Source organism: Kitasatospora sp. NPDC032121, assembly GCF_055580145.1.
The window spans coordinates 216,335-242,959 of sequence record NZ_JBVILX010000013.1 but is presented as its reverse complement, the minus strand read 5'-3'; the positions used below and the strand labels follow the sequence as shown (position 1 = coordinate 242,959).

Sequence of the window (26,625 nt, the reverse complement as noted above, 5' to 3'; positions counted from 1 at the left end):
GCCCGTACACATGTGCCGGATCCGGTGCGCGCCACGGTCGTTCACCCGGCCTGGGGCGCGCACCGGACGCTGACTGACCGTCAGACTGCCAGTGGCTGGGCCTCGTCGGCCGGTTCGAGCCGTCCGCCGTTCGCGGCGTGGGCGGCCAGGGCGGCGAGGCGTTCGACGGCGGCGGGGACGGTCGCGGCGGGCACGGTGACCGGCAGGCGGATGTGGTGCTCGAAGGCGCCGTCCGCGCCGAAGCGGTTGCCCGAGGCGATCCGGACCCCGCCGCGCTCCCCGGCCCGGGCCAGTGCCGCGCCGGACAGGCCGTCGGTGGAGACCCACAGGGACAGGCCGCCGGGCGGCATGGTGAAGCTCCATCCGGGGAGCCGTTCGGGCAGGGCGGCGGCGAAGGCCTGCGCGGTGGCCCGCAGCCGGGTCAGCTGGTGTTCCCGGACGTCGGGCAGCAGCTCGCCCAGCAGTTCGGCGGCGATCAGCTGGTCCAGTACCGGGGTGCCGACGTCGCTGTAGACCCGCTCGGTGGCCAGCCGGCGCACCAGCGCGGGCGCGGCCCTGACCCAGCCGATCCGCAGCCCGCCCCAGAGCAGCTTGCCCGCCGAGCCGACGGTGACCACCTGGGCGGAGCGGTCCAGTGCCGCCATGGGGCGCGGCAGCGGTGTGGACGGCGGTACGCCCCAACCGAGTTCGGCGGTGGTCTCGTCGGCGAGCACGATGCTCCCGGCGGCCCGGGCGGCGGCCAGCAGCCGGCGGCGCTGCTCCTCGTCGATCAGCGCGCCGGTCGGGTTGTGGAAGTCCGGGATCACGTAGGCGACCTTGGGGCCGGCGCCGCGCAGCACTCGCCGCCACTCGTCGAGGTCCCAGGAGGGCTGCGGAGTCCACGCGTACGGCACCGGGACCAGGCGCGCGCCGGTCAGCCGCAGGGACTGCAGGGTGTTCGCGTAGCTGGGTGCCTCGACGGCGACCCGGTCGCCGCGGCCGATCAGCGCCCGCTGGACCAGGTGCAGGCCGCCCATGGCGCCGGTGGTGATCAGGATCTGGTCGGGGGTGGTGGGCAGACCGCGCTCGGTGAAGCGGCGGGCGACGGCCTCGCGAAGCACCGGGACGCCGGTGGGGTAGTGGCCGTGCCCGGCGGTGTAGTGCGGCAGCTGTTCGACGGCCCGGGCGGCGGCCTGGCCGACCCAGGGCTGCGGGGCGGGCGGGGCGGCGACGCCGAGGTCCAGGACGCGGCCCTGCTCGTCCGGCGGGACGGGGTGCAGCGCCTCGCTGGGCGGCGGGGCGCCCTCGGGTAGGGCGGTCCAGCTTCCGGCGCCGCGCCGGCTGCGCAGGTAGCCGTCGCCGCGCAGGGTCTCGTACGCGGTGGCGACGGTGGTGCGGCTCATCGCCAGGGCGGTGGCCAGCTCGCGTTCGGCCGGCAGCCGGGCGCCGACCGGCAGCCGGCCCTCGGTGACCAGCAGCCGGATCTGTCCGGCCAGGGTGCGGTAGGCGGGGCGGCGGGCGGCGGCCGGCTCGGGGAGCCGGGCGGTGGCGAGCAGCCGGGCCAGGGCGGGCGGGGTGACGGTGGTGTGCCAGTCGGCCATGCGATCAGTCCACTTGCTCGGTATTGGCCCTGGAGTGGGTCGTATTGGCCTGGCCATCATGGCAGGGCAGCCATGCCGGCCGCCACCACCGGGAGCCCCGGTGGTGCAGCACCACCGCAGGAGCACCATTGGCCACCGCGACCACACCGCCGACGCCGCCCGCCGCCTCGACCACACCGCCCGCCGCCTCGACCTCACTGCCATCGACGTCAGACTCCGCCCCGCCCGTACCGGCCGCGTCGGTCGCCGCCGCCCGGGGCGCCGGCCTCGCCGTTCGGGTGTTCGGTGACACCCGGGCCCTGGGCCGCCGGATCCCGCAGCTGTTCGCCGGCCTCGCCCTGTACGGCGTGAGCATGGCGCTGATGCTCCGCTCCGGTCTCGGCCTCGACCCCTGGGACGTCCTGCACCAGGGCCTGCAGCGCACCGTCGGGCTCTCGGTCGGCGCCTGGGTGACGATCTGCGGCGCCCTCGTCCTACTGCTGTGGATCCCGCTGCGCCAGCGCCCGGGCCTGGGCACCGTCGCCAACGTGCTGGTGATCGGCGCGGCCATGGACCTCACCCTGGCGGCACTCGGCAGCCCCGGCTCCCTGCCCGCGCGGATCGCGCTGTCGGCCGCGGCGATCGCCCTCAACGGCCTGGCCACCGGCCTCTACATCGGCGCCCGGCTCGGCCCCGGCCCGCGCGACGGCCTGATGACCGGCCTGCACCGGCGCACCGGACGTTCGCTGCGGCTGATCCGCACCGGCATCGAGGTGACGGTCCTCACCGTCGGCCTGCTGCTCGGCGGCACCGTCGGGGTCGGCACCGTCGCGTACGCGCTGGCCATCGGCCCGATGGTGCAGCTCTTCCTGCCCTGGTGCACGGTGCCGGTGCCCGCCGGAGACTCCCGGAAGGGATGAACTTCGGGGCACGGAGTTGCCGCGCGCCGTTGTCGCTCGTCGCGCGCCGGGGGTGGAACCTCGTATGGTCGTCTCCGTGTTGGACGAGATGCGGATACGGGATCTTGGGGTCATCGACGACGCGGTGGTCGAGCTGGCCCCCGGCTTCACCGCCGTGACCGGTGAGACCGGCGCCGGCAAGACCATGGTCGTGACCAGCCTCGGCCTGCTGCTCGGCGGCCGCGCTGATCCGGGCCTGGTGCGCAACGGCACCGGACGCGCCGTCGTGGAGGGCCGGCTGGAACTGCCGGCCGGCTCCCCGGTGGCGGCCCGCGCGATCGAGGCCGGGGCCGAACTGGACGACGGCGCGCTGCTGATCAGCCGGACCGTCTCCGCCGAGGGCCGCTCCCGGGCGCACGTCGGCGGACGGTCCGTCCCGGTCGGCCTGCTCGCCGAGATCGGCGAGGACCTGATCGCCGTGCACGGCCAGACCGACCAGCAGCGCCTGCTGCGCCCGGCCCGCCAGCGCGGCGCGCTGGACCGGTACGCGGGAGCCTCGGTGGCCGAGCCGCTGGCCCGCTACCGGGAGACCTACCGCACCCTGCGCGAGGTCTCCGCGACCCTGGAGGAGCTCACCACCCGGGCCCGCGAGCGCGCCCAGGAGGCCGATCTGCTGCGCTTCGGCCTGGACGAGATCGCCGCCGCCGAGCCGGTGGCCGGCGAGGACGAGGAGCTGGCCGCCGAGGCCGAGCGGCTCGGCCACGCCGACGCGCTGTCCTCCGCCGCGACCCTCGCCCACGCCGCCCTGGCCGGCGACCCGGTCGACCCGGAGGCACTGGACGCGGGCACCCTGCTCGCCCAGTCCCGCCGGGCCCTGGACGCCGTGCGCCATCACGACGAGCGGCTGGCCGCCCTGGCCGACCGCCTCAACGAGGTCGGCTACCTGCTCGCCGACGTGGCCGGCGACCTGGCCGGCTACGCGGACGACCTGGACGCCGACCCGGTGCGCCTGGCCGCCGTCGAGGACCGCCGGGCCGTGCTCGCCCAGCTGCTGCGCAAGTACGGCGGCGAGGAGAACTCGCTCGCCGAGGTGATCGCCTGGGCCGAGGCCGGGGCGACCCGGCTCGCCGAGCTCGACGGCGACGACGACCGGATCGACGAGCTCGGCGCCCGGGAGACCGAGCTGCGGGCCGAACTGGCCGAGCTGGCCACCGAGGTCTCCCGGGCCCGGTACGCCGCGGCCGGGCGGTTCGCCGAGGCGGTCTCCGCCGAACTCGCCGAACTGGCCATGCCGCACGCCCGGGTGACCTTCTCGATCAGCCAGGTCGACGACCTGGCCGGGATCGAGGTCGGTGGGCGCACCGTCGCCTACGGTCCGCACGGCGTGGACGAGGTGGAGGTGCTGCTCGCCCCGCACCCGGGCGCCCAGCCGCGCCCGATCGCCAAGGGCGCCTCCGGCGGTGAGCTGTCGCGCGTGATGCTCGCCGTCGAGGTGGTCTTCGCGGGCGCCGACCCCGTCCCCACCTACCTGTTCGACGAGGTGGACGCGGGCGTCGGCGGCAAGGCCGCGGTCGAGATCGGCCGCCGGCTGGCCAAGCTGGCCGAGTCCGCCCAGGTCGTGGTGGTCACCCACCTCCCGCAGGTCGCCGCGTTCGCCGACCGGCACCTGGTGGTGGAGAAGACCCACGACGGCACCGTGACCCGTAGCGGCGTCAAGGTGCTGAACGACGAGGAGCGGGTGCGCGAGCTCTCCCGGATGCTGGCCGGCCTGGAGGACTCGGAACTGGGCCGTGCCCACGCCGAGGAACTGCTGGCCACGGCCCGCGCCCCGCGCCGCCGCTAGCGGCCGCCGGCGGCCCCTCGGACGTCGGCGACGCGCCCCGGTGGCGCCGACTGTCCAAGAGGGCCGCCGACCTGGCATGGTGGCGGCTGGACACTGGCTTCCCAGCCCCGAGCGCCGCCCGGCGGGCAATCCTCGCGAAGCGGCGCGCGAACCCGATCGAGTCGGATGCGAGACGACGTGGACCATTCCGCCGCCCGGGCCACCGCGGCCGTCCCCGAACCGGGGCAGCTGCAGGTGGTACTCGTCCTGGCCGCCAGCAGCGGCGGCATCGGTGCGCACGTGCGCTCCCTGGCCCAGGGCCTGGTCGCGCACGGCGTGAACGTCACTGTCTGCGCGCCGGCCGGCGCGGACGCGCTGCTCGGGTTCTCCCGTACGGGCGCCAGGTTCCACACCGTCGAGATCACCCCCACCGCGGGCGCCCGCAGCGACGCCACCGCGATCGGCGAGCTGCGCCGGGCCTTCACCGGTGCCGACGTGGTGCACGCCCACGGGCTGCGCGCCGGCCTGCTGTCCGACCTGGCACTGCGCACCGCGGGCCGTTTCCCCGGTCTGCGCCCGGAGACCCCGCTGGTGGTCACCTCGCACCACGCGCTGCTGGCCACCGGTCTGGAGCGGCGGCTGCAGCGGCTGATGGAGCGCCGGGTGGCGCGCGCCGCAGACCTGGTCCTCGGCGCCTCCTCCGACCTGGTTGCCCGGGCCCGCGAACTGGGCGCCACCGACGCCCGGTTGGGCCCGGTGTCCGCCCCGCCGATGCCCGAGGGCCTGCTCGGCCGCGCCGAGGCGCGCGCCGAACTGCTCGGCGGCGGCCCGGACCGTCCGCTGGTGCTGGCGGTCGGCCGACTCGTCCCGCAGAAGGCCTTCGGGCTGCTGCTGGACGCCACCCGGGAGCTGTCCACGCTGGACCCGGAGCCGCTGGTGCTGCTCGCCGGGGACGGCCCGGAGGCGGGCGCGCTGCGCGAGCGGGTGGCCACGGAGAAGCTGCCGGTGCGGCTGCTCGGCTACCGCACCGACGTGCCCGACCTGCTGGCCGCCGCCGACGTCGTGGTGGTCCCCAGCCGCTGGGAGGCCCGCTCGCTGGTGGTGCAGGAGGCGATGCGGGCCGGCGTGCCGGTGGTCGCCACCGCCGTCGGCGGCATCCCCGAACTGGTCGGCGACGCCGCCGAACTGGTGCCCCCCGGCGACCCGGCGGCGCTCGGCCGCGCGGTGCGCGCACTGCTGGCCGACCCGGCCCGCCGCGAGCACCTGGTGGCGGCCGGCCGGCAGCAGGCCGAGACCTGGCCGGACGAGGCCGCCACCGTCGCCCAGGTGCTCAGCACCTACGACGAGCTGGTGCAGCGAGGGTAGGTCCGCGCCGGGCGGACCGTCGCCGGTGGCCGGCCGGACGGTGGCCGGCCGGAGGGTCGCCCGCTAGACGGTGGCCCGCTCGACCCGGTCGGCGGCCGGACCGTCCGGCTGGGCGGACAGGTACGCGGCGCCGCAGGCGGTCAGCCGCAGGGCGGTGTCGATCAGCGGGACGTGGCTGAAGGCCTGGGGGAAGTTGCCGACCTGGCGCTTGAGCCGCGGGTCCCACTCCTCGGCGAGCAGGCCCAGGTCGTTGCGCAGCGCCAGCAGCCGGTCGAACAGCTCGCGGGCCTCCTGGACCCGGCCGATCATGGCGAGGTCGTCGGCCAGCCAGAACGAGCAGGCCAGGAAGGCGCCCTCGTGGCCGGAGAGGCCGTCGACGTTGTTGCCCGACTCGTCGTGGGTCGGGTAGCGCAGCACGAAGCCGTCCTCGGTGGACAGTTCGCGCTGGATCGCCTCGATGGTGCCGATCACCCGCTTGTCGTCCGGCGGGAGGAAACCGACCTGGGGGATCAGCAGCAGCGAGGCGTCCAGCTCCCGGCCGCCGTAGTACTGGGTGAAGGTGTTGCGCTCCGGGTCGTAGCCCTTCTCGCAGACGTCCGCGTGGATCTGCGCGCGCAGCGCTCGCCAGCGCTCCAGGTGCCCGCCGGAGGGCTCGTCCTCGGGGGTCTGCTCCAGCAGCTTGATGGTCCGGTCGACGGCGACCCAGGCCATCACCTTGGAGTGGACGAAGTGCCGGCGCGGGCCGCGGACCTCCCAGATGCCCTCGTCCGGCTCCTGCCAGTGGTCCTCCAGGTACTCGATCAGGCGCAGCTGGAGGTGGTGGGCGTGGTCGTTGCGGACCAGGCCGGTCATGTGGGCGAGGTGGAGGGCTTCGACGACCTCGCCGTAGACGTCGAGCTGGAGCTGTCCGGCGGCGCCGTTGCCGACCCGGACGGGCCGGGAGCCCTCGTAGCCGGGCAGCCAGTCCAGCGAGGACTCGGTGAGCTCGCGCTCGCCGGCGATGCCGTACATGATCTGGAGGTTCTCCGGGTCCCCTGCGACGGCGCGCAGCAGCCACTCGCGCCAGGCGCGGGCCTCCTCGCGGTAGCCGGTGCGCAGCAGGGAGGAGAGGGTGATGGCGGCGTCGCGCAGCCAGGTGTAGCGGTAGTCCCAGTTGCGTTCGCCGCCGATGTCCTCCGGGAGGGAGGTGGTGGGGGCGGCGACGATGCCGCCGGTGGGGGCGTAGGTGAGGCCCTTGAGGGTGATCAGGGAGCGGATCACGGCCTCGCGGTAGGGGCCCTGGTAGGTGCACTGGTCGGCCCACTCGTGCCAGAAGTCGGCGGTGGCGTCGAGCAGTTCCTCGGCGTCCGGGGTCCTGGGCGGGTCGAGGTGGGAGGCCTGCCAGGTGAGGGCGAAGGCGATCCGCTCGCCGGCGGTGACGGTGAAGTCGGCGTAGGTGGTGAGGTCGCGGCCGTAGGTCTCGGCCTCGCCGTCCAGCCAGACCGAGTCGGGGCCGGCCATGGCGACGGTGCGGTGGCCGCCGTCGGCCTGCTCCACGCGGTGCACCCAGGGCACCACCCGGCCGTAGGAGAAGCGCATCCGCAGGGCCGAGCGCATCCGCACGGTGCCCGAGACGCCCTCGACGATCCGGATCACCTGGGGGACGGCGTCCTTGCCGGCCAGCGGGCGCGGCGGCATGAAGTCGATCACCCGGACGGTGCCGCCCTGGGTGTCCCACTCCTGCTCCAGGATCAGCGAGTCGCCCCGGTAGCGGCGGCGGTCGGCGGGCAGGGCGGGCGCGGCGGCGGTGGGCGGGGGCACCCGCAGGTCGGTGGTGTCGGCGATGCGGATCCGGCCGGTGCCGCTGGGGGGCGTGGCGGCGGCCGGCGCGGGGACCTCGGTCAGGACGGCCTCGGCCGGGCCGATCCGCCAGAAACCGTGTTCATCGGTGCCGAGCAGGCCGGCGAACACGGCCGGCGAGTCGAAGCGGGGAAGGCAGAGCCAGTCCACCGCCCCGTCCCTGCTGACCAGGGCAGCGGTCTGCATGTCCCCGATGAGTGCGTAGTCCTCGATACGGCCGGCCACGTGGATCTCCAGTTCGCAATGTGGTCAGGGCATCGGCGAGCGGAGGGAGCGAGCGGTCTGCGGGGCCGGAGGTCCACCCCGGGACGTCCGGCCTGCCGGGGGTGGTGGCGGGCCTTGCTGGAGTGTCCGCGGGGCTCGGTCGAGCCCCTGGAGTGGGTGGGGATGAGCGGGAATACGGGGAGGTCCGGTCGCGCATCGGGGACCGGGAGTGTCCTGACCCTCCCACGCCCTCCGCGTGCTCGTGCTGTCGGCGATGCGTCCGTGCAGCTTACGACGGACGAAAGGGGCGAAGCACGCGGACGCAGCCCGGTGTGGCGCCGCAATTCGGCGGAAATGCCGTGCATCGTGAGGGCGCGGCGCAGGATGGTCCGGAAGGATCACCTCCGGCTGGTCCGGCCGGAGGAGCCGGAATGGTCCGGACGGATGGCGCGCCCTGGCCCGGTCCGGTGGGTTGTGCGACCGGTGTGACACGAGCGGCGTGTGATGCGCCGGTGGTGCGCCCCGCGTGCGCTCCCGGCGCGGCGCGCGCGGCCCGAACGGCGTCCGGTCCGCGTCACTGTTACCCTGGTATCCCGTGGACCGGCGGGATCAAAACGCCCCGGACCAGCCGAACCGACGACCCAAAGAGCGCCGCGCACCGCGCCGGCCTCCCGTCGCCCGGCGAACCCCGAGCCTCCCGCCCACGTCACTTTCGACACGCGACCCACGGGAGCCCCCTCTTGGCACAGCCCCATTCCGGCAAGGCAGCGAACGGCCGCGCCGTGACGACCAAGCACCTCTTCGTCACCGGGGGTGTCGCCTCTTCTCTCGGAAAGGGGCTCACCGCCTCCAGCCTCGGCGCGCTGCTCAAGGCCCGCGGCCTGCGCGTGACGATGCAGAAGCTCGACCCGTACCTCAACGTGGACCCGGGCACCATGAACCCGTTCCAGCACGGTGAGGTGTTCGTCACCGACGACGGCGCCGAGACCGACCTGGACATCGGCCACTACGAGCGGTTCCTGGACACCAACCTCCACGGCTCGGCGAACGTCACCACCGGCCAGGTGTACTCGACCGTCATCGCCAAGGAGCGCCGCGGCGAGTACCTGGGCGACACCGTCCAGGTCATCCCGCACATCACCAACGAGATCAAGTCCCGGATCCGCCGGATGGCGACCGAGGACGTCGACGTGGTGATCACCGAGGTCGGTGGCACCGTCGGCGACATCGAGTCGCTGCCGTTCCTGGAGGCCGTCCGCCAGGTCCGCCACGAGGTCGGCCGGGACAACGTGTTCTTCGTGCACGTCTCCCTGCTGCCGTACATCGGCCCCTCGGGCGAGCTGAAGACCAAGCCCACCCAGCACTCCGTCGCCGCGCTGCGCAACATCGGCATCCAGCCCGACGCGATCGTGCTGCGCGCCGACCGCGAGGTCCCGCAGGCGATCAAGCGCAAGATCTCGATGATGTGCGACGTGGACGAGGAGGCCGTGGTCGCGGCCATCGACGCCAAGTCGATCTACGACATCCCCAAGGTGCTGCACGGCGAGGGCCTGGACGCCTACGCGGTGCGCCGCCTGGACCTGCCGTTCCGCGACGTCGACTGGACCACCTGGGACGACCTGCTGCGCCGCGTCCACGAGCCGCAGCACATCGTCAAGGTCGCCCTGGTCGGCAAGTACATCGACCTGCCGGACGCCTACCTGTCGGTGACCGAGGCGCTGCGCGCCGGCGGCTTCGCCAACAACGCCCGGGTCGAGATCAAGTGGGTCACCTCGGACGACTGCGAGACCCCCGAGGGCGCCCAGGCACAGCTCGGCGACGTCGACGCGATCTGCATCCCCGGCGGCTTCGGAGACCGCGGCGTCAACGGCAAGGTCGGCGCCATCACCTACGCCCGCGAGAACAAGGTCCCGCTGCTGGGCCTGTGCCTGGGCCTGCAGTGCGTCGTCATCGAGGCGGCCCGCAACCTGGCCGGCCTGCCGGAGGCCAACTCCACCGAGTTCGACGCCGCCGCCAAGCACCCGGTCATCTCCACCATGGCCGAGCAGCTGGCCATCGTCGACGGCAAGGGCGACCTGGGCGGCACCATGCGCCTGGGCCTGTACCCGGCCAAGCTCGCCGAGGGCTCGATCGTCCGTGAGGTCTACGGCGGCGAGCAGTACGTCGAGGAGCGCCACCGCCACCGCTACGAGGTCAACAACGCCTACCGCGCGGACCTGGAGAAGACCGGCCTGGTGTTCTCCGGCCTCTCGCCCAAGGGCGACCTGGTCGAGTACGTCGAGTACCCGCGCGAGGTGCACCCCTACCTGGTGGCCACCCAGGCCCACCCGGAGCTGAAGTCCCGTCCGACCCGCCCGCACCCGCTGTTCGCGGGCCTGGTCAAGGCGGCCATCGAGATCAAGACCGCGGCCTCGAAGTAGTTCTCCTTCGCCGCAGTCGGCCGTCGTCGTCGACAGCGGTCGTTCACCGGACGGCGGCCCCGCGATTCCCGCGGGGCCGCCGTCCGGCGTTAGATTGTGTCGTACTGACGAAAAGGGGAGAGCGATGGACGAGCAGGGCCGCCAGGGGATCTTCGACGTGGCCGAGGAGTGGGAGGTCCGGGCGAGCGGGACGCCGTTCCAGGGCAAGGTCACCGGGGTGCGCAGCGAGGAGGTCCGGATGCCCGACGGCAGCTGGGCCCGCCGCGACTACCAGACCCACCCCGGCTCCGTCTCGGTGCTCGCCCTGGACGACGAGCAGCGGGTGCTGGTGCTGCGCCAGTACCGCCACCCGGTGCGCCAGCGGCTGTGGGAGCTGCCGGCCGGCCTGCTCGACGTCCCCGGCGAGAACCCGTGGCACGCCGCGCAGCGCGAGCTGTACGAGGAGGCGTACTGCAAGGCCGGCACCTGGCGGATCCTCGCCGACTACTACACCTCCCCGGGCGGCACCGACGAGGCGCTGCGGATGTTCCTCGCCACCGACCTGGCGCCGGCCGAGGGCGAGCGCTACGCCGCCGAGGGCGAGGAGCAGGAGATCGAGGTCGCCTGGGTGCCGGTGCCGGAGCTGATCCGGCTGATCCAGGCGGGGAGGCTGCACAACCCGACGCTGATCACCGGCACCCTCGCGGTGCACGCCGCGCTCACCGGCCCGGACGGGCTGGACGCGCTGCGCGCGGCGGACTCGCCGTGGCCGGCCCGGCCCTTCGAGGCCTGAGGGGGTCGGGTCCGGGCAGACGGGGGCGGGTCGGGCCGGGTCGGTCGGGCGGCCGGCCGAGGGGCCGGTCGAGGGGTGACCGGGTCCGTGCGTTGAGTCGTTGGGGTGATTTGCGGATTCGTACGACCGGATGTCACCTCGGCTGAGCCGGACGGTCGAACTACGCTTCGCAGACAGGGCGCCCGCCCCGGGCCGCCTCCGCTGGGCTCCGGGCGAGCTCCGGAGGCGGGGCACCGGATGCCGAGCGTCGGATGCCGAGCGCGGGACGACATCGGGAGTGGCACGGGTGGCGAGGAAGACGGCGACGATGGACCCCGGCCCCGGCACGCCCGCCGGGGCCGTCCCGGGCCTGGAGCGGCTGCCGGCCGGGCCCGCGCTGTTCGTCGGACGGCGCGCCGAACTGGCCGCGCTGCGGGCGGCCGCCGCCCGCCCGGCGAGCGGGCGCTGCCCCGTACTGGTGCTGGCCGGGCGCCCCGGCTCCGGACGGACCACGCTGGCCGCCCGCTTCGCCCGTACCGTCGCCGCCGACTATCCGGACGGCGTGCTCTTCGTGCGGCTGTCCGCCCCGGACGGCGGCCGGATGCCGCCCGCCCGGGCCGCCCGACTGCTGTTGGAGCAGCTCGACCCGCAGACCGCCGTGCCGCTGCCCGGGGCGGGCGAGGACGGGCGGGACGAGCCGGGCTGCGTGGCGCTCCGCGAGGCGCTCGCAGGGCTGCGGGTGCTGCTCGTGCTGGACGACGTCCGGGACGCCGGACAGGTGTGGCCGCTGCTGGCCGACGAACCCGGCTGCCTGGTGCTCGCCACCACGGCCGGGCCGCTCACCGGAATCGAGGACATCGACCCGGTGATCCTCGGCGGGCTGGACCGGCTGGCCTCCGGTGAGCTGCTGGCCGACCTGGTCGGCGGCACCCGGATCTCCTGCGACCCGGTCGGCGGGGCCGACCTGGCCGAGGCCTGCGCCGCCCGGCCGGCCGCGCTGCGGCTGATGGCGGGGTGGCTGCGCGGGAACCCGAAGATCGCGGTCACGGACGCGGCGCGCGAGCTCAACCAGGTGGTGGGGGAGGAGACGGTGGTGGGGAGGGGCTCCGCGGAGCCCGCTGCGACCGCCACGACCGCCGCGCCCGTCGAGGCCATGGCGGCGGTGGCGAAGGAGAAGGGGACGGGGGCGCGGACGGGGGCCGGGGCGGGGACCTCGAAGGGGAAGGGACAGGGCAGGGGAGCGGGGAAGAACAATAAGGAGGGGGAGCGGGGGGCGAAGCCTCCCGGCGCTCCCGCGGCCGGGGCGGCGGGGCTCGTACGGTCTGCCGGAGCGGCGGGGCCCGTCGCGGGTGTGCGGGATCTCACGGGGAAGCCGGTTCCGGGGACGCCACTCTCGGGGAGGGCGGTCGAGGGCCGGGCCGGTGAGCCCGTCGTGGCGGCCGCCGGCGCGGTGACCGAGTCGGCCGGTGACCCGGCGGCCTGGGTGAAGCCCGGTCCGGGGCCGGCCGAGCCGGTGCCCGTCCCCGACAACGACCCGCTGCTCGGTGCGTTCACCCTGGTGTACCGCGGACTGCCGGCCGCCCAGGCGCGGATGCTGCGCACCCTCACCCTGGCCCCGGCCCAGACCGCCGACCCGCGCACCGCCTCCGCCCTGGTCGGCTGCCCGGTGCCGGACGCCGCCGTGACGCTCGCCACGCTGGCCGAGCGGGAGCTGCTCGGCGAGGAGGCGCCCGCCGCCGACGGCACACCGCGCTACCGGGTGCCCGGGCGGCTCTACCCCCGGCTGGTCCGGCTGCGTGAGCAGGAGGACCGGCCCGCCGAGACCGAGCTGGCCCGGGCCCGGCTGCTGGAGCGGCTGGTCCGGCTCACCGAGTCGGCCCGCGCGCTGCTGGACCCGGCGGCCGGCCCCGCTCCGGAGCCGCTGCCCGCCCCGCTGCGGCTGCGCTCGGCGGCGCACGCCCGCGAGTGGTTGCTCGGCGAACGGGAGCTGCTGCTCGGGGCGGTCGCCGACGCGATCGGCCAGGGGGACCTGGACGGTTCGGCCGGGCGGCTGGTCACCGCGCTGCTGCGGACACTGCCGCTGACCGGGGCCGCCGCCCCCATCGACCTGTACCGGCTGCACGAGCTGGTGCTGACCGTCGCCGAGCGCAACGGCCGCCCGCGCCGGGCCTCGGCCGCGCTGCTGAACCTGGGCGACCTCCAGGCTTCGGCCGGCCGCTGGTCCCCGGCCGCCGTCCACTACCGGGCCGCTCTGGAGCACGCCCGCAGGGCCGACGACGAACCACTGTGCGCCCGGGCCCTGGAGAGCGCCGCCAACTGCCACCGGGCGCTCGGCGACGCGGTGCGGGCCGCGGACTGGTACGGCCGGGCGCTCGGCCTGCGGCAGGCCCTCGGGGACCACGCCTCCGAGGGCCGGCTGCTCGCCCGGGTGGCCGAGGCGCACACCGCGCAGCGCCGCTTCGACGAGGCGGACCGGGAGTACCGGGCCGCGCTCGCGGTGCTGCGCCGGGTGGGCGACGAGCGGGCCCTGGAGGCCGTCGGGGCTGCCCTCGCGGACCTGCGGGAACGCGCGGACGCCGCGTGGTGATGGGCGTTTCGGAGGTATTGTCGAAGATGCCCGGTTAAGACCCCTTCGGTGGGTAAGTCGTAGGGGAAGCCTACGAACCTGCCAATGCGCGCGGGAAAATTATTCACTTTGGAAGGCTGACACGCCGACTGGGCTTCATTACACTCGAACTCAGTCGCGCAGCGATCCCCGCCCCGGGCTGCCCCGGAGGCTTCCCCACGTGCGCGTCGCCCACCGGTCTTCTCCGGTCGGGACCCCCATGGCAAGAGGACGTGTTTAGCCGTGAAGGTCGGCATCCCCCGCGAGGTCAAGAACCACGAGTACCGCGTGGCCATCACGCCCGCCGGCGTGCATGAGCTGGTCCGCAACGGACACGAGGTCTACATCGAGGACAACGCCGGTGTCGGCTCCTCGATCCCGAACGAGGAGTACGTGGCCGCCGGCGCCACCATCCTCCCCACCGCCGACGAGGTGTGGGCCACCGCCGACCTGCTGCTGAAGGTCAAGGAGCCCATCGCCTCGGAGTACCACCGGCTGCGTAAGGGCCAGACCCTCTTCACGTACCTGCACCTGGCGGCCGACCGGGCCGGCACCGACGCGCTGATCGCCTCGGGCACCACCGCCATCGCGTACGAGACCGTGCAGCTGTCGAACGGCGCGCTGCCGCTGCTCGCCCCGATGTCCGAGGTCGCGGGCCGCCTGGCCCCGCAGGTCGGCTCGTACCACCTGATGCGCCCGGCCGGCGGCCGCGGCACCCTGCCGGGCGGCGTTCCCGGCACCCACCCGGCCAAGGCCGTCGTCATCGGCGGTGGCGTCTCCGGCTGGCACGCGGCCACCATCGCCGTCGGCATGGGTTACGAGGTGACCCTGCTGGACCGCGACATCAACAAGCTGCGCGAGGCCGACCGCATCTTCGGCACCAAGGTCAAGACCATCGTGTCGAACGCCTTCGAGCTGGAGAAGGCCGTCCTGGAGGCCGACCTGGTCGTCGGTGCCGTGCTGATCCCGGGCGCCAAGGCCCCGAAGCTGGTCACCAACGAGCTGGTCTCCCGCATGAAGCCGGGCTCCGTGCTGGTCGACATCGCCATCGACCAGGGCGGCTGCTTCGAGGACTCGCACGCCACCACGCACGACGAGCCGACCTTCAAGGTCCACAACTCGGTCTTCTACTGCGTGGCCAACATGCCGGGCGCGGTCCCGAACACCTCCACCTACGCGCTGACCAACGCCACCATGCCGTACGTGCTGGAGCTGGCCAACCGTGGTTGGAAGGACGCGCTGCGCCGCGACGCCGCGCTCGCCAAGGGCCTGAACGTGCACGAGGGCCAGATCACCTTCCCGGCCGTGGCCGAGGCCTTCGGCCTGGAGTCGGTCTCCCTGGAGAGCGTGCTCGCCTGAACACCCTGACCGCCCGGCGGTCGTTCGCCCCCGACCCGATCCCTTCGGGCCGGGGGCTTCGCCGTGCCCGTGATCAGCGGGTCGGCCGGCAACGTCGCTCTGTCGTCAATATCCGTCGGTCATGTCACCCGCCCGCAGAAACGTTGGGGCTGGTGACCCTCTCATCCCTTGACAGCGGCCCGCTCGATAGTCGACACATCCTGCCCACTACCGTGGATTGTGTTGCTGCGAACGCCTTGAACGGCCTAGAGTCGCAAACCGTCGGCATGCTGCCACGCTGACGAATCGACATAGAGTCCTGGATGCCCAAGGAGGTAAGACGACTTGTGAATGAGTCGACAATTGCTCCCGGGGGTGGTCAGCCAGGACTGGCGGAACTCACCGCCGGCCAGCCGAGTGAGGAGCCCGGGGCCCGGCAGCCCTCCGTGGGCTCGGCCGAGGTCGGCTCGGTCGCACTCCGTACTTTCGAAGCACGCCAGAACACAGCACAGGTGACCACGGTGACCGATCACGACGCCGACCTGGCGGCCTACGGCCTGGCCTACGGCGAGTTCGCCTACGGCGCCTACGACGACCCGGACGCCGAGTACGAGCCGGACCCGGAGTACGCCGCCACGCTGGCCCCCGACGCCGCGCGCCAGCGCCGCGAGCGGGTCGGCCCGACCGGCCGCCCGCTGCCGTACTTCCCGATCCCCGCGCCGGTCGCCGAGCACGGCCCCGCCCAGATCATCGCCATGTGCAACCAGAAGGGCGGCGTCGGCAAGACCACGTCGACCATCAATCTGGGCGCGGCGCTGGCCGAGTACGGCCGCCGGGTGCTGCTCGTCGACTTCGACCCGCAGGGCGCGCTCTCGGTCGGCCTCGGCGTCAACCCGATGGAGCTCGACGTCACCGTCTACAACCTGCTCATGGAGCGGGGCCTGACGGCCGATGAAGTGCTGCTGAAGACGGCGGTCCCGGGGATGGACCTGCTGCCGTCCAACATCGACCTCTCCGCCGCCGAGGTGCAGCTGGTCAGCGAGGTGGCCCGGGAGTCCGCGCTGGCGCGCGCCCTGAAGCCGCTGCTGCCCGACTACGACTACGTCATCATCGACTGCCAGCCCTCGCTGGGCCTGCTGACGGTCAATGCGCTGACGGCCGCTCACAGCGTGATCGTCCCGCTGGAGTGCGAGTTCTTCGCGCTGCGCGGTGTCGCGCTGCTGACGGAGACCATCGAGAAGGTGTGCGAGCGGCTCAACCCCGAGCTGCGCCTGGACGGCATCCTGGCCACCATGTACGACTCGCGCACCGTGCACAGCCGTGAGGTGCTGGCGCGCGTCGTCGAGGCGTTCGGCGAGCACGTCTTCCACACCGTCATCGGGCGGACCGTGCGCTTCCCGGAGACCACCGTCGCCGGCGAGCCCATCACGACGTACGCGACCAACTCGGTCGGTGCCGCCGCCTACCGCCAGCTCGCCAGGGAGGTGCTCGACCGGTGCCGCCCCGCCGAGTGAGTCTCCCGGGTGCCGACGAGCTGTTCCGGACCACGGGAGGGATGGCGCTGTCGCCCTCCCTCGCGCCGCGTCCGGCCGCCGAGGCATCCAGACCGGAGACCGCGCGGACCGTCAACGGCCAACCGGACGGCGCGGAGGGCGCCGAGTCCGCCCAGGGCACCCAGGGTGTACAGGGCGACCGGGGCGACCGGCAGGTGACGCCGGAGCAGCAGGCGGCCGGCGGGGTGCCGGTGGCCGCGCAGCCGCCCGTCCAGCGCTCCGGCCCGGCCGGGCCCGTGTCCACTGCGGGCACCGTGGGTGCGGCGGGCGCCGCCGCAGCCGGGAAGGGCGTCTCGGGCGGTCGCGGTGCCGGTTCCGCCCCGGGGCCCCGGACGCACCAGGGCGCCGCCGAGGAGCAGCCCGGTGCCGCCGGACGTGCCCGGCCGCGTGGCCGCGCGCCGCGCCGGCCCAGCGGGCGCGAGCGGCACGACGAGAAGATCACGGTGTACGTGTCCGCCGAGGAGCTCATGGACCTGGAGCACACCCGGCTGGTGCTGCGCGGGGAGCACGGCCTGGCCGTGGACCGCGGGCGGATCGTCCGGGAGGCCATCGCGGTCGTCCTGGCGGACCTGGAGCAGCGTGGCGAGGCCTCGATCCTGGTTCGGCGGCTGCGCGGCCGGTAGGCGGCCGGCGCCGCGTGGTGCGTTGTGTGCTGAGCGGTGCGCGCTGAGCGGTGCGTGCTGAGCGTCAGGCGCTGAGTGGTACGCGGTGTGGAGGGCGGTCGGCGGGTTCGCGTCGGGCGTCGAGGGGGGCCGCGGGCCCGGCGTGGGGAGGCCGCCGGTCGAGCGGTGGGGCGCCGGGTGTCGGCGGCAGCGGCGGACGCTGGAGGGGTCGGCGAGAGGCCTCAGGGGTGCGGGGCGGGGCCGGGATGGGCCTCAGGGCACCGGAGGACGTGTCGGGCGCCGCGGGGCCGTTCCTGGGGGCGTGGGGGGGCTTTTGGAGGGGTCTGCGGTCGGACGGTCCGTCCGTGGGGTAGTCGGCCCGTCGTCCAGTCGGACGGTCGGTTGGTCGGACAGTCGGGGCAGGCACGCGTGGCGAGGGCCCCGTACGGGCCCGTGGGTACCGGGTTGGACGTCCGGTCCGGGCCCGGCGGGACGGCGTGTCGGGTGGCCCCGGGGCGGGGCCGGCGGCCGGGACGGGTGAAGATGGACCGCCATGCCCAGTACCGCCATGCCCAGCACCGCCGAACCAGCCGCCACTGCCGTGAGATCGACCGAGGACGAGTCGCGGGGCGGCTTCCGGGTACGACTGGGCAACTTCGAGGGCCCCTTCGACCTGCTGCTCAGCCTGATCGCCAAGCACAAGCTGGACGTCACCGAAGTGGCGTTGGCCACGGTGACGGACGAGTTCATGGCGCACATCCGGGCGATGGGCCCGGACTGGGACCTGGACGCGACGACCGAGTTCCTGGTGGTGGCCGCCACCCTGCTCGACCTCAAGGCCGCCCGGCTGCTGCCCGTGGCCGAGGTCGAGGACGAGGCGGACATCGCCCTGCTGGAGGCCCGTGACCTGCTGTTCGCGCGACTGCTCCAGTACCGGGCGTACAAGCGGGCGGCGGCCCTCTTCGGCGAGCGCTGGGCGGCCGAGCTGCTGCGCCGGCCCCGGACGGCCGCCCTGGAACCCCGGCACGCCGAGCTGCTGCCCGAGGTCGTGCTCACCGTCGGGCCGCAGGGGCTCGCCGAACTGGCGGCCAAGGCGATGGAGCCCAGGCCCGCGCCGGTCGTGTACGTGGACCACATCCACACCCCGCCGGTGAGCGTGCGCGAGCAGGCCGGGCTGGTCGTGGGGCTGCTCACCGAGCTGGGCGAGGCCTCGTTCCAGCGGCTGGTCGAGGACGCGCCGGACGACCTGGTGGTGGTCGCCCGCTTCCTGGCGCTGCTGGAGCTGTACCGGGAGCGGGTGCTCGCCTTCGAGCAGCCGGAGGCGCTCGGCGAGCTGCTGGTGCGCTGGGTGGCCGAGGAGGGCCGGGTGGCGGTCGAGGTGACGGACGAGTTCGACCGGCCGGCCGGCGAGGTCAAGGAGGAGGAGCGGTGACGAGCGGCGGGAACGAGGGCGGGCGGCCGGTGCGGCGCCCGCTGGGGCTGCCGGGGCGGCCGCGGGCCGACGAGTGGCTGGAGCCGGTCTTCGAGCTGTTGCCGGAGCCGGTGGAGGCCGTGGGGGCGGCGGGGGTGATGGAGCCCGGGGTACGGGTGGGGCCCGGGGAGCCGGTGGGGCCCGGGGATCCCGGGGAGCCGGTGGGGCCCGGGGTGCGAGTGGAGCCGGTGGGGTCGGTCGGGTCGGCGGAGTCCGTGGAGGCGGCCGGAGTCGGGGCGGAGGTGTGTGTCGTGCACCAGAAGTCGGCCCCGTCGACTTCCGGTGCCGGGGGCCCCGCCGACGCAGGGCTGCGGGCCGACCTGGAGGCCATCCTGATGGTCGTCGACGAGCCGGTGGCGGAGGAGCGGCTGGCCGGGGTGCTGGAACGGCCCCGGGCCGAGGTTGCCGCGGCGCTGCGCGAGCTGTCCGCCGAGTACGCGGCCCAGGGTCGCGGCTTCGACCTGCGGCTGATCGCGGGCGGCTGGCGGTTCTACAGCCGTGACACCTGCTCCGCGGCCGTCGACCGGTTCCTCCTGGACGGCCAGCAGGCCCGGCTCAGCCAGGCCGCACTGGAGACCCTCGCGGTGGTCGCCTACCGGCAGCCGGTGTCCAGATCGCGGGTTTCCGCAGTCCGCGGTGTGAACTGTGACGGCGTGATGCGTACCCTGGTACAGCGAGGACTGGTGGAAGAGGCCGGATCCGAGCCCGAAACAGGTGCGATCCTGTATCGGACGACGAACTACTTCCTGGAACGGATGGGGCTCCGCGGCCTGGACGAGCTGCCGGAACTCGCTCCCTTCCTGCCCGAGGTCGACGACGTGGAAGCGGAGTCCCTGGAGGGCACGATGATCGCGGAGGCGGTCGCCGCCGCTGCCGCGCAGGCCGCGGACGGCAGTGGCGAGGCCGGTCGGGCCGGGCCCGATCGGTAGGGGGCGGTGAGGTCGGCCGAAACGACCGCACATCCCAGACGGAACGACGTACGGACACTTTGATGCGTAGCAGTGGCAACGGCAGGAACAGCAGCGGCGGCGGGAGCGGCCGCGGCGGACAGGGCGGGGGCCGGGGCGGCAGCTCCTACGGCGGCGGCAGCGGCAGCGGCCGCGGCGGCTCGGGCGCGCGCGGGGGTTCGTACGGCGGCGGGAGCGGCCGTGGCGGCTCGGGCGCGCGCGGAGGTTCCTACGGTGGTGGGAGCGGCCGTGGCGGCTCGGGTTCGGGCTCGTACGGTCGTGACGACCGGCGCGAGGGGCGCCGGGACGACCGTCGCGACGACCGGCGCTACCCGGACCGCCCGCTGCGGCCCGAGGAGCGCAAGTACGACCGCCCCGAGTACGGCGGCGGCCCCAACGCCACCCCGGCCCGTGGCGGCTACGCCGGCCGGCGCCCCGGCCCGGCCCCGCGTCCGCGTCGCGAGGGCCAGGGTGCCCCGGGCGACCCGCGCCGTCAGCCGCAGCGATCCCGCGAGCTCCAGGCCAAGATCGAGGACGCCGTCCTCGCCCGGCACGACAAGCCCGCCGTCAAGCTGCCCAAGACCTTCGGCGAGCCCGAGGGCGAGCGCCTCCAGAAGGTGCTGGCCCGGGCTGGCGTCGGCAGCCGCCGCGCCTGCGAGGAGCTGATCGAGCAGGGCCGGGTCGAGGTCAACGGCAAGCGCGTCACCGAGCAGGGCAAGCGGGTCGACCCGCAGAAGGACGAGATCAAGGTGGACGGCCTGACCGTCGCCACCCAGTCCTACCTGTTCTTCGCGCTGAACAAGCCGGCCGGCGTGGTCTCCACCATGGAGGACCCGGACGGCCGCCAGTGCCTGGGCGACTACGTGACCAACCGGGAGACCCGGCTGTTCCACGTGGGCCGCCTGGACACCGAGACCGAGGGCATCATCCTGCTCACCAACCACGGCGAGCTGGCCCACCGTCTGACCCACCCGCGCTACGGCGTGACCAAGACCTACCTGGCCGCGATCCAGGGCCCGATCCCGCGCGACCTGGGCAAGCAGCTCGCCCAGGGCGTGGAGCTGGAGGACGGCTACGCGCGTGCCGACAGCTTCAAGGTGATCTCCAACGTCGGCAAGAACTACCTGGTCGAGGTGACCCTGCACGAGGGCCGCAAGCACATCGTCCGCCGGATGCTGGCCGAGGTCGGCTTCCCGGTCGAGAAGCTGGTGCGGACCCACTTCGGCCCGATCGCCCTGGGCGACCAGAAGTCGGGCTGGCTGCGCCGGCTGACCAACCCGGAGGTCGGACAGCTGATGCACGAGGTCGGCCTGTAGGCCCTTCCGCTCCACCGGAGCCCCCGGACGCACGCGCTGCGGCCGGGGGCTCCGGCGTTGTCGGGGGGCGGGGTGTGGGGCGGGTGTGGGAGCCGCGGTGGGGTGGTGTGGGCCGGGGTGGGAGTGGCGCGCGGGCGTTCGGGAGCGGATGTCCACGTTTCGGACGAGTCGTGTGAGCCGGGACGCAACCGCTGGTCACGGCCTTGTCAGCGTCATGATCCGTGGCCGAGGATGGCCACCGGAGCACCACTCCGCCGTGTGGCGGGACTGCGCCAGTACGGGACCGCGTCGGCACGGGACCGCGTCGGTACGGGGCGGCGTCGGTACGGGGCGGCGTCGGTACGAGGCGGCGCGCGGGGTCGGGGTGGGGCCGGGCCGGCTAGACAGGGCCAACGGGAACGGGTGAGCAGGGGGAGAGGGCGTCGTGTCCGATGCAGCACTGGGACGGGCCGGCGGACAGGCCCTCGGCGCGCTGGGACTGGCGGAGCCGGACGGGCAGGTCTACGCGGCGCTGGTGGCCAACCCGCAGTCCACGGCGGAGGAACTGGCGGAGAGCTGCGGGCTGACGTTCCAGCAGAGCGTGCGCGCACTGGACCGGTTGGCGCAGCAGGGCATGGCCACCCGGGCGCCGGTGGACCGGCACCGCTACCTGCCGGTGCCGCCGGACGTCGCGATCGGCACCCTGATCGGCCACCGGGAGTCGGAACTGCGCTACGCCCGGGCCGAGATGCACCGGCTGATGGACGCCTTCCGGGAGGCCTCGCGGTACACCGACCCGGCGCACTCGGTGGAGGTGCTGACGGGCGGCGAGGCGATCGCGCAGAGGCTGGAGCACATCACCGAGACCAGCCAGTACCAGGTGCGCGGCTTCGACCGCCCGCCGTACATCCAGGACCCGGTGGCGCCGATGCCCCTGCAGCGGCGGCGGTTGCGCGAGGGTGTGAAGTTCCGGACGGTCTACGACCGGGAGGCGGTGGCCTGGCCGGGGCGGCTGGAGAAGAACATCCTGGTCGGCGTCGCGGACGGCGAGGAGGCGCGGGTCCGGCCGACGCTGCCGATGAAGATGATCATTTCGGATGACCGGATGGCGATCATTCCGATCAGCGTCGGCGACAGCGTGCTGGACGCCGCGTACGTGATCCACCCTTCGGCGCTGCTCCAGGCGCTGGACACGCTGTTCGAGGCGGAGTGGGAGCGGGCCGTGCGGTTGCAGGCGGAGACCGGCACCGGGGACGCCCCGTCGGGGCCGGAGGCCGACCACCGCAAGCTGCTGGGCCTGCTGGCGGCAGGGCTCACCGACGAGTCGATCGCACGGTCGCTCGGCTGGAGCGCCCGGACCACCCAGCGCCGGCTCCAGAGCCTGATGCGCTCGCTGGGCGCCACCACCCGCTTCCAGGCCGGGATGGCGGCCCGGGAGCGGGGGTGGCTGTAGGGAATGTTGTGACAATTCCTGGCGTCGCGACGGGTGCGGGGGCGTGGTTGTCCGCGGTGTTGCGACGGTCCGTGTGTTCGGCGGGAGCTGACGGAACCACGGGATCCTCGTGAAAAGTCATAACTTTTCCCGGGGGTTGTGGCCGTTCGCGGAGCCGTGGCGGTCCGTGTGTGCGGCGGAAGCCGCCGGAACCACGGGAACCTCGAGAAAAGTCATAACTTTCCCGGCCGCGCCCCGTCAGCTCCAGGGGCTGAGCGAGGCCCAGCGGCCGTCCGGGCCGCGCTCGACCTTCTCCAGGCCGACCACGGCGGTGCGGTTCAGCCGCCCGTAGATGTGCGGGAACAGCACGCCGGGAGTGGCCCCGGGCGGCGGGGCGCCGTGCGGGGCCTCCCACTTCACCATCGGCTCCACCAGTGATTCCTCGATCAGCAGCACCATCAGTGGGTCGGGGGTGTCGGCGAAGAAGGCGTTGGCCACCGCGAGCGCCGTCTGCTCGTCCGCCGAGCAGTGGATGAACCCGTCGGTGAGCAGCGACGCGGTGGCGTACGGGCGACCGGGGTCGGCCAGCCAGTCGTCCAGGGGAGCAAGGTGGAGGATCATGCTTCCTTTTCTACCCGTTGTCTCCGGTTTGGTCCTGAGCGGCCCTCATCGCCACGGCGTTGTCCGCCACCGACCGGCCGCAGCGGTCAGAGCCCGGCCACCTTGGCCGAGGCGGACACCTCGTACACCAGGGTGAGGGTGCGCCGGGCGCCGGGGGCGAGTGGGACGTCCCAGCGGACGATGCCCTCGGAGTCGAAGGAGTTCGGTGCCGGGGAGCAGTCCTCCTTGCGCAGCCGTACCTCGACCGCCGACACCTCGGAGACCGGAACCCGCTCGCGCACCGTGACGACCCGCTCGTCGCGCTCCTCCGGGCCGGAGAAACGGGACAGGTGCAGCCGGACCGTCCGGGTGGTGGTCTGGCGGCCGGTGAGGCCGCCGGTGGCCTGGCGCTCCTCGGTCTCCCGGATCACCCGGTAGCCGTCCGAGCTGCCGAAGGACAGTTCGGCCTCGGCGCCGGCGGCGGTGAAGCGCAGCTCCCCGCGGCCGGTGAAGCCGCTGCCGCGGACCAGCTCGACCGGGCCGGAAAGCAGCGGGTGTCCGGCCGCGTTGCGGAACCGGACCACCTGGGTGACCAGCGGGGACAGCTCCGGGGCGCAGGCGTACTCGCCGGTCGCCGGGCCGGTGAAGGAGCCCAGCGGCACCCGGTGCGCGCGGCCGTCGGCGGGCACCGTCGCGGGCGCGGGGGCGGGCAGCACCCGGACCTCGCCGCCGTCGTCCACGCCCGGCACCCCGGAGGCCGGGCCCAGGGTGGCGACCGCCTCCTCGCGCAGCTCGACCTCGACCGTACGGCGCTCCTCGTCGGTGCGTTCGCGTAGCACCAGGACGTCCTCGGCGACCGCGGGCGGGGCGGCGGCGAGGGCGGAGCGGGCGGTGGAGAAGGTGAGCCGGGCGTTCGTCCAGTCCTCGCCGGTGCGCTGCCAGACCACCGCCTCCGACTCCAGGCGCAGCTCGCCGTCGTCCAGGGTCGCCCGGTAGGAGGGACGCCACAGTGCGCAGGGCACCAGGTGGGAGACGGTCAGCTCGGCGGGGCCGGGCCGCGCCGCCTCGACGGTGAGCTCCAGGTGGGCGGTCAGCTCGACCGGTTCCTCCTCGGCCTCGTCCAGAGCGGTCAGGGCCTGCGAGCGTTCCTGCTCCAGGCGACGCAGGCGGGAGTGGGTGGCGCGCAGTTCCTCGCCGTAGCGCTCCCGCTCGGCGTCCACCCGGCCGAGCTCCCTGGCCCAGCGGTTGGGTTCGAGCTCGCCGAGGCCGGCGCCCTCGCCGATCTCGCGCAGGAGATCGGCGGACAGCTGGGCGAGCAGGGCCAACCGGGCCTCCAGCCGGGCCCGGGTCTGGTCGGCCAGCCGGGTCTCGGCGTCCAGCCGGTGCAGCCGGTGGCGCAGTTCCGAGTCCTCCGGGCCGGGCGGCAGCGGGGCGCGCGGGGCCCAGCTGCGCACCAGCCGGGTGTCCAGCACGCGGACGCCGTCGGTGGCGGACTCGGCGCGCAGGGTGCGGTCGACGGCGAGGGCGGTGAGCGGGCCGAGGCGCAGCCGCTGCACGCCCGCGGCGAGCCCGACCGTCCTGACGCGCTCGACCTGGCTGCGGTCCTCCAGGCAGGTCACGGCGGTGACGGGGAGGGGAAGGGTCTCGACGGTCATCGCTCAGTTCCTCCGGTTTCCGCCGACGATGGCCTTTCCGGCCGGGATCTTGATCAGGTAGCCGCCGTCCAGTTCGGTGCGGCCGCCCGGCGGCAGGTCGACCCGCCAGAGCCGGGTGCTGGGCGGGCAGTCCGGGGTGGAGACGGTCGGGGCGTGCCAGTCGGCCCGTTCCTCGATCCGGATCTCGGCGTCGGAGGTGACCGGCACCCGTTCGCGGACCTCCACCGTGACGGCGCGTCCGAGCCGGTTCGCCAGCAGGACGTGCACCCGGTGGTCGAGGACGGTGCTGTTGCCCTTCAGCATGCCGGTGGTGGACTCGTGCAGCTCGGTGCGGCGCGCCACCTCGATGCTCTCGGTGACGCCGATGCCCAGCCGCCGGGTACCGCCGGGCGCCAGGGTGGGCAGGGCGGCGGTCAGCAGGAACTCGTCGTCCACGGTGACCTCGGCCGGGCCGGCCAGGACGGCCTGGTCGGTGCGGTTGGCGAGCACCAGGGTCGCGTACACCTTCTCCTCGACGGCGGGGACGGTGACGTACTCGGGCCGGACGGCGAGCGGGATCTCGCCGACGGTGACGGTGTGCCAGGTGCCGTCGGACGGGATGTCGGCGGGGGCGGCGGCGTCGAAGCGGTGGTCGAAGGAGCCGGCCGACTCGCGGGGCGGGACGGCGTGCCGGGGCAGGGCGAGGTCACGGAGCCGGCTGGTGCCGCCGGCGCCGGGCGGTGTCCAGAACGCCTCCGCGCGCTCGGTCCGCTCGGCGCGGGGATGCAGGGTGCCGCGCCGGCCGGCGGGCTCCTCGGGGCCGGCCAGGACGAGGTCGGGGTAGTCGAGCAGGGCGGCGTCCGGGGCGAGGCCGGCCTCCGTGGGCGGGGGGCCGCCCGGGGCCTTCGGCAGCGGCGCCGAGGGGGCGCCCGGGGCCGGGGGCGGTGGCGGGGCGCCGTAGCCGGCGAAGCCGCCGGGGGCGCCCGGGGGCGCGGGCATCGGCTGGTCGGCGCTCAGCAGGCCGCCGCCGTACGGTCCGGCGGCGGGGGCGATCTGCTCGTCGGCCGCGAAGGCCTCGGCCCGGGGACCGCCCGGACGGGCGCCGCCGAGACGGGCGGAGCGGGCGGTGGCCGGGACGGGGGAAGGGGTCGGGGCCACGGCGGCGGCTGCGATCGGGCGGTACAGGTCGAGATGGGGCGCGCGGCGCGGCGCGGGGCGGTCGGAGCCGGCCGCGTCGTAGCCGGTGAAGAGGTCGGTCAGGCCGGCCGGGGGCTCCCGCCAGCCGGAGGGCGGCGGGGCGGGCTGGCTGCGGCCGATCCGCAGCGAGGCGAGCCGGGGCAGGTCGGTGCGGCGGTCGAGGTCGGCGGTGGACAGGGCGAGGCGCACGCCCGTCCAGTCCTCGCCGGTGCGCTGGGCGACGGCGGCGCGCAGGACCAGGTGGGCGGTGTCGGAGCCGGTCCGGTAGGACAGCCGGTAGGCGGGCACCCAGCGGGCGGCGGGGACGCCGTACTCCAGTTCCAGGTCGAGGTGGTCGCTGCCGGGGGCGGCGCCTTCGGTGGTGTCCGCCGTGGTGGCGTCGGAGGTGCCTGCGGTGGTGAGGGTGAGCAGGACGGTGGTGCTTGTCCCGACCGCGTCGGCCCGATCGGCCGTGGACGCCCGCTCCAGCCGGTCGGCGGCCAGGTCGCGTTCGTGGTCGGCGAGTTCCAGCTCCTGGGTGAGCTCTTCGGCGCGCTCCTGCAGCCGGGCCAGCCGCTCGTCGACGAAGTCGGCGAGCTCCAGCCAGGCGTCGGCGGGCGTGCGGCGCAGCGGTTCGTCGCGTCGGCGCTGCGGCGGGACGGCGCGCAGCGCGGCCGTCTCGGCGATCGCGGCCAGGACCAGTCGGAGGCGCTCGGCGAGCGCGCTGCGACGCTCGGCGGCCTCGTCCAGGGCCCGCTGCAGTTCCGGTAGTTCGTTCGGTTCGCGGAGTTCGGCGAGTCGTTCCAGCCGGGCCTCGGTGACCGCGGCGCCGGCCGGTCCGGCGAGCACCCGGGCGCGCAGCGAGCGGCCGTCCAGGGCGGCGGGCAGGCCGGTCAGCCGCAGCCGGCCGTCGGGCGGGAGCGGGGCGGTGGTCCGTCGGCGGCACACCGCGCCCTCGGCGTACACCACGACGGAGTCCAGGACCGACGGGTGGGCCGGTACGGCCGGCGGTTTCGACTGCCCGCTCCGGCCGCTGTGCTGATCGTCCATGCGCAACCCCTTCGTTCGCGTGTCGCCCGCCGCGTGGCGCTCGTCGTTCGTCGCTTGTCGCTT

18 protein-coding genes are annotated in these 26,625 nt (G+C 74.6%); 13 read left to right on the top strand and 5 right to left on the bottom strand.

Features of this window, described 5'->3' with window-relative positions:
• Positions 1-80: 80 nt before the first annotated feature.
• Entirely contained in the window at positions 81-1,580 is a 1,500-nt protein-coding gene (gene yczR / locus ACZ5OX_RS27785; protein ID WP_465633831.1) for a MocR-like transcription factor YczR, read from the bottom strand.
• A gap of 278 nt (positions 1,581-1,858) precedes the next feature.
• Between yczR and yczE the strand changes: the two genes are divergently transcribed.
• The 3 genes from yczE to ACZ5OX_RS27770 all read left to right on the top strand — a co-directional run bounded on the left by yczE (position 1,859) and on the right by ACZ5OX_RS27770 (position 5,645).
• Positions 1,859-2,479, top strand: coding sequence for a membrane protein YczE (gene yczE, locus ACZ5OX_RS27780; protein ID WP_465633849.1), 621 nt, complete (start codon positions 1,859-1,861; stop codon positions 2,477-2,479).
• Between the two features lie 64 nt (positions 2,480-2,543).
• Positions 2,544-4,301: a DNA repair protein RecN gene (recN, locus tag ACZ5OX_RS27775; protein ID WP_465633830.1), complete on the top strand. Its 1,758-nt coding sequence runs from the start codon at positions 2,544-2,546 to the stop codon at positions 4,299-4,301.
• Between the two features lie 165 nt (positions 4,302-4,466).
• Positions 4,467-5,645: a glycosyltransferase family 4 protein gene (locus tag ACZ5OX_RS27770; RefSeq protein WP_465633829.1), complete on the top strand. Its 1,179-nt coding sequence runs from the start codon at positions 4,467-4,469 to the stop codon at positions 5,643-5,645.
• A gap of 63 nt (positions 5,646-5,708) precedes the next feature.
• Here ACZ5OX_RS27770 and ACZ5OX_RS27765 read toward each other — a convergent pair whose 3' ends face one another.
• On the bottom strand, positions 5,709-7,709 hold the full coding sequence (locus ACZ5OX_RS27765) for a glycoside hydrolase family 15 protein (protein ID WP_465633828.1): 2,001 nt from the start codon (positions 7,707-7,709) through the stop codon (positions 5,709-5,711).
• A 719-nt stretch (positions 7,710-8,428) separates the two neighbouring features.
• On the opposite strand from ACZ5OX_RS27765, the gene ACZ5OX_RS27760 reads away from it, so the two are divergent.
• The 10 genes from ACZ5OX_RS27760 (at position 8,429) to ACZ5OX_RS27715 (ending at position 22,123) form a co-directional block, all read left to right on the top strand.
• On the top strand, positions 8,429-10,108 hold the full coding sequence (locus ACZ5OX_RS27760) for a CTP synthase (protein WP_392882748.1): 1,680 nt from the start codon (positions 8,429-8,431) through the stop codon (positions 10,106-10,108).
• Between the two features lie 124 nt (positions 10,109-10,232).
• A complete protein-coding gene (locus tag ACZ5OX_RS27755; RefSeq protein WP_465633827.1) occupies positions 10,233-10,880 on the top strand; it encodes an NUDIX domain-containing protein in 648 nt (215 codons plus the stop codon).
• 286 nt (positions 10,881-11,166) lie between these two features.
• A complete protein-coding gene (locus ACZ5OX_RS27750; RefSeq protein WP_465633826.1) occupies positions 11,167-13,446 on the top strand; it encodes an AAA family ATPase in 2,280 nt (759 codons plus the stop codon).
• A gap of 261 nt (positions 13,447-13,707) precedes the next feature.
• A complete protein-coding gene (gene ald, locus ACZ5OX_RS27745; RefSeq protein WP_392882756.1) occupies positions 13,708-14,823 on the top strand; it encodes an alanine dehydrogenase in 1,116 nt (371 codons plus the stop codon).
• Positions 14,824-15,248: 425 nt separating this feature from the next.
• Positions 15,249-16,316, top strand: a complete 1,068-nt coding sequence (locus tag ACZ5OX_RS27740; RefSeq protein WP_030245868.1) for a ParA family protein — start codon at positions 15,249-15,251, stop codon at positions 16,314-16,316.
• A gap of 41 nt (positions 16,317-16,357) precedes the next feature.
• Complete coding sequence (locus ACZ5OX_RS27735) at positions 16,358-16,978, top strand: hypothetical protein (RefSeq protein ID WP_465633825.1); 621 nt, start codon at positions 16,358-16,360, stop codon at positions 16,976-16,978.
• Between the two features lie 532 nt (positions 16,979-17,510).
• Positions 17,511-18,389 carry a segregation and condensation protein A gene (locus tag ACZ5OX_RS27730; RefSeq protein WP_465633823.1) on the top strand — a complete coding sequence of 293 codons (879 nt, stop codon included), beginning with the start codon at positions 17,511-17,513 and terminating at the stop codon, positions 18,387-18,389.
• 374 nt (positions 18,390-18,763) lie between these two features.
• The gene (gene scpB, locus ACZ5OX_RS27725) at positions 18,764-19,357 is read left to right on the top strand and encodes an SMC-Scp complex subunit ScpB (protein WP_465633847.1); all 594 of its coding nucleotides are present in this window, start codon (positions 18,764-18,766) and stop codon (positions 19,355-19,357) included.
• Positions 19,358-19,419: 62 nt separating this feature from the next.
• Entirely contained in the window at positions 19,420-20,691 is a 1,272-nt protein-coding gene (locus tag ACZ5OX_RS27720) for a pseudouridine synthase (RefSeq protein ID WP_465633822.1), read from the top strand.
• Positions 20,692-21,115: 424 nt separating this feature from the next.
• Positions 21,116-22,123 carry a helix-turn-helix domain-containing protein gene (locus ACZ5OX_RS27715; protein ID WP_465633820.1) on the top strand — a complete coding sequence of 336 codons (1,008 nt, stop codon included), beginning with the start codon at positions 21,116-21,118 and terminating at the stop codon, positions 22,121-22,123.
• A 237-nt stretch (positions 22,124-22,360) separates the two neighbouring features.
• Here ACZ5OX_RS27715 and ACZ5OX_RS27710 read toward each other — a convergent pair whose 3' ends face one another.
• The 3 genes from ACZ5OX_RS27710 to ACZ5OX_RS27700 all read right to left on the bottom strand — a co-directional run bounded on the left by ACZ5OX_RS27710 (position 22,361) and on the right by ACZ5OX_RS27700 (position 26,562).
• Complete coding sequence (locus ACZ5OX_RS27710) at positions 22,361-22,723, bottom strand: DUF952 domain-containing protein (RefSeq protein WP_224284232.1); 363 nt, start codon at positions 22,721-22,723, stop codon at positions 22,361-22,363.
• 86 nt (positions 22,724-22,809) lie between these two features.
• Positions 22,810-24,357, bottom strand: a complete 1,548-nt coding sequence (locus ACZ5OX_RS27705; protein WP_465633819.1) for a mucoidy inhibitor MuiA family protein — start codon at positions 24,355-24,357, stop codon at positions 22,810-22,812.
• 3 nt (positions 24,358-24,360) lie between these two features.
• Positions 24,361-26,562 (bottom strand): DUF4139 domain-containing protein, encoded by a 2,202-nt coding sequence (locus ACZ5OX_RS27700; RefSeq protein WP_465633818.1) that lies wholly within the window; start codon positions 26,560-26,562, stop codon positions 24,361-24,363.
• Positions 26,563-26,625: the final 63 nt, after the last annotated feature.

Excerpts from the sequence above, each read along its gene's own strand:
- ACZ5OX_RS27735 (WP_465633825.1), top strand. The coding sequence starts at position 16,358 with ATGGCGCTGTCGCCCTCCCTCGCGCCGCGTCCGGCCGCCGAGGCATCC.
- ACZ5OX_RS27755 (WP_465633827.1), top strand. The coding sequence starts at position 10,233 with ATGGACGAGCAGGGCCGCCAGGGGATCTTCGACGTGGCCGAGGAGTGG.
- scpB (WP_465633847.1), top strand. The coding sequence starts at position 18,764 with ATGGTCGTCGACGAGCCGGTGGCGGAGGAGCGGCTGGCCGGGGTGCTG.
- ACZ5OX_RS27710 (WP_224284232.1), bottom strand. The coding sequence starts at position 22,723 with ATGATCCTCCACCTTGCTCCCCTGGACGACTGGCTGGCCGACCCCGGT.
- ACZ5OX_RS27730 (WP_465633823.1), top strand. The coding sequence starts at position 17,511 with ATGCCCAGTACCGCCATGCCCAGCACCGCCGAACCAGCCGCCACTGCC.
- yczR (WP_465633831.1), bottom strand. The coding sequence starts at position 1,580 with ATGGCCGACTGGCACACCACCGTCACCCCGCCCGCCCTGGCCCGGCTG.
- ACZ5OX_RS27720 (WP_465633822.1), top strand. The coding sequence starts at position 19,420 with ATGCGTAGCAGTGGCAACGGCAGGAACAGCAGCGGCGGCGGGAGCGGC.
- ACZ5OX_RS27705 (WP_465633819.1), bottom strand. The coding sequence starts at position 24,357 with ATGACCGTCGAGACCCTTCCCCTCCCCGTCACCGCCGTGACCTGCCTG.
- ACZ5OX_RS27700 (WP_465633818.1), bottom strand. The coding sequence starts at position 26,562 with ATGGACGATCAGCACAGCGGCCGGAGCGGGCAGTCGAAACCGCCGGCC.
- recN (WP_465633830.1), top strand. The coding sequence starts at position 2,544 with ATGGTCGTCTCCGTGTTGGACGAGATGCGGATACGGGATCTTGGGGTC.
- ACZ5OX_RS27770 (WP_465633829.1), top strand. The coding sequence starts at position 4,467 with ATGCGAGACGACGTGGACCATTCCGCCGCCCGGGCCACCGCGGCCGTC.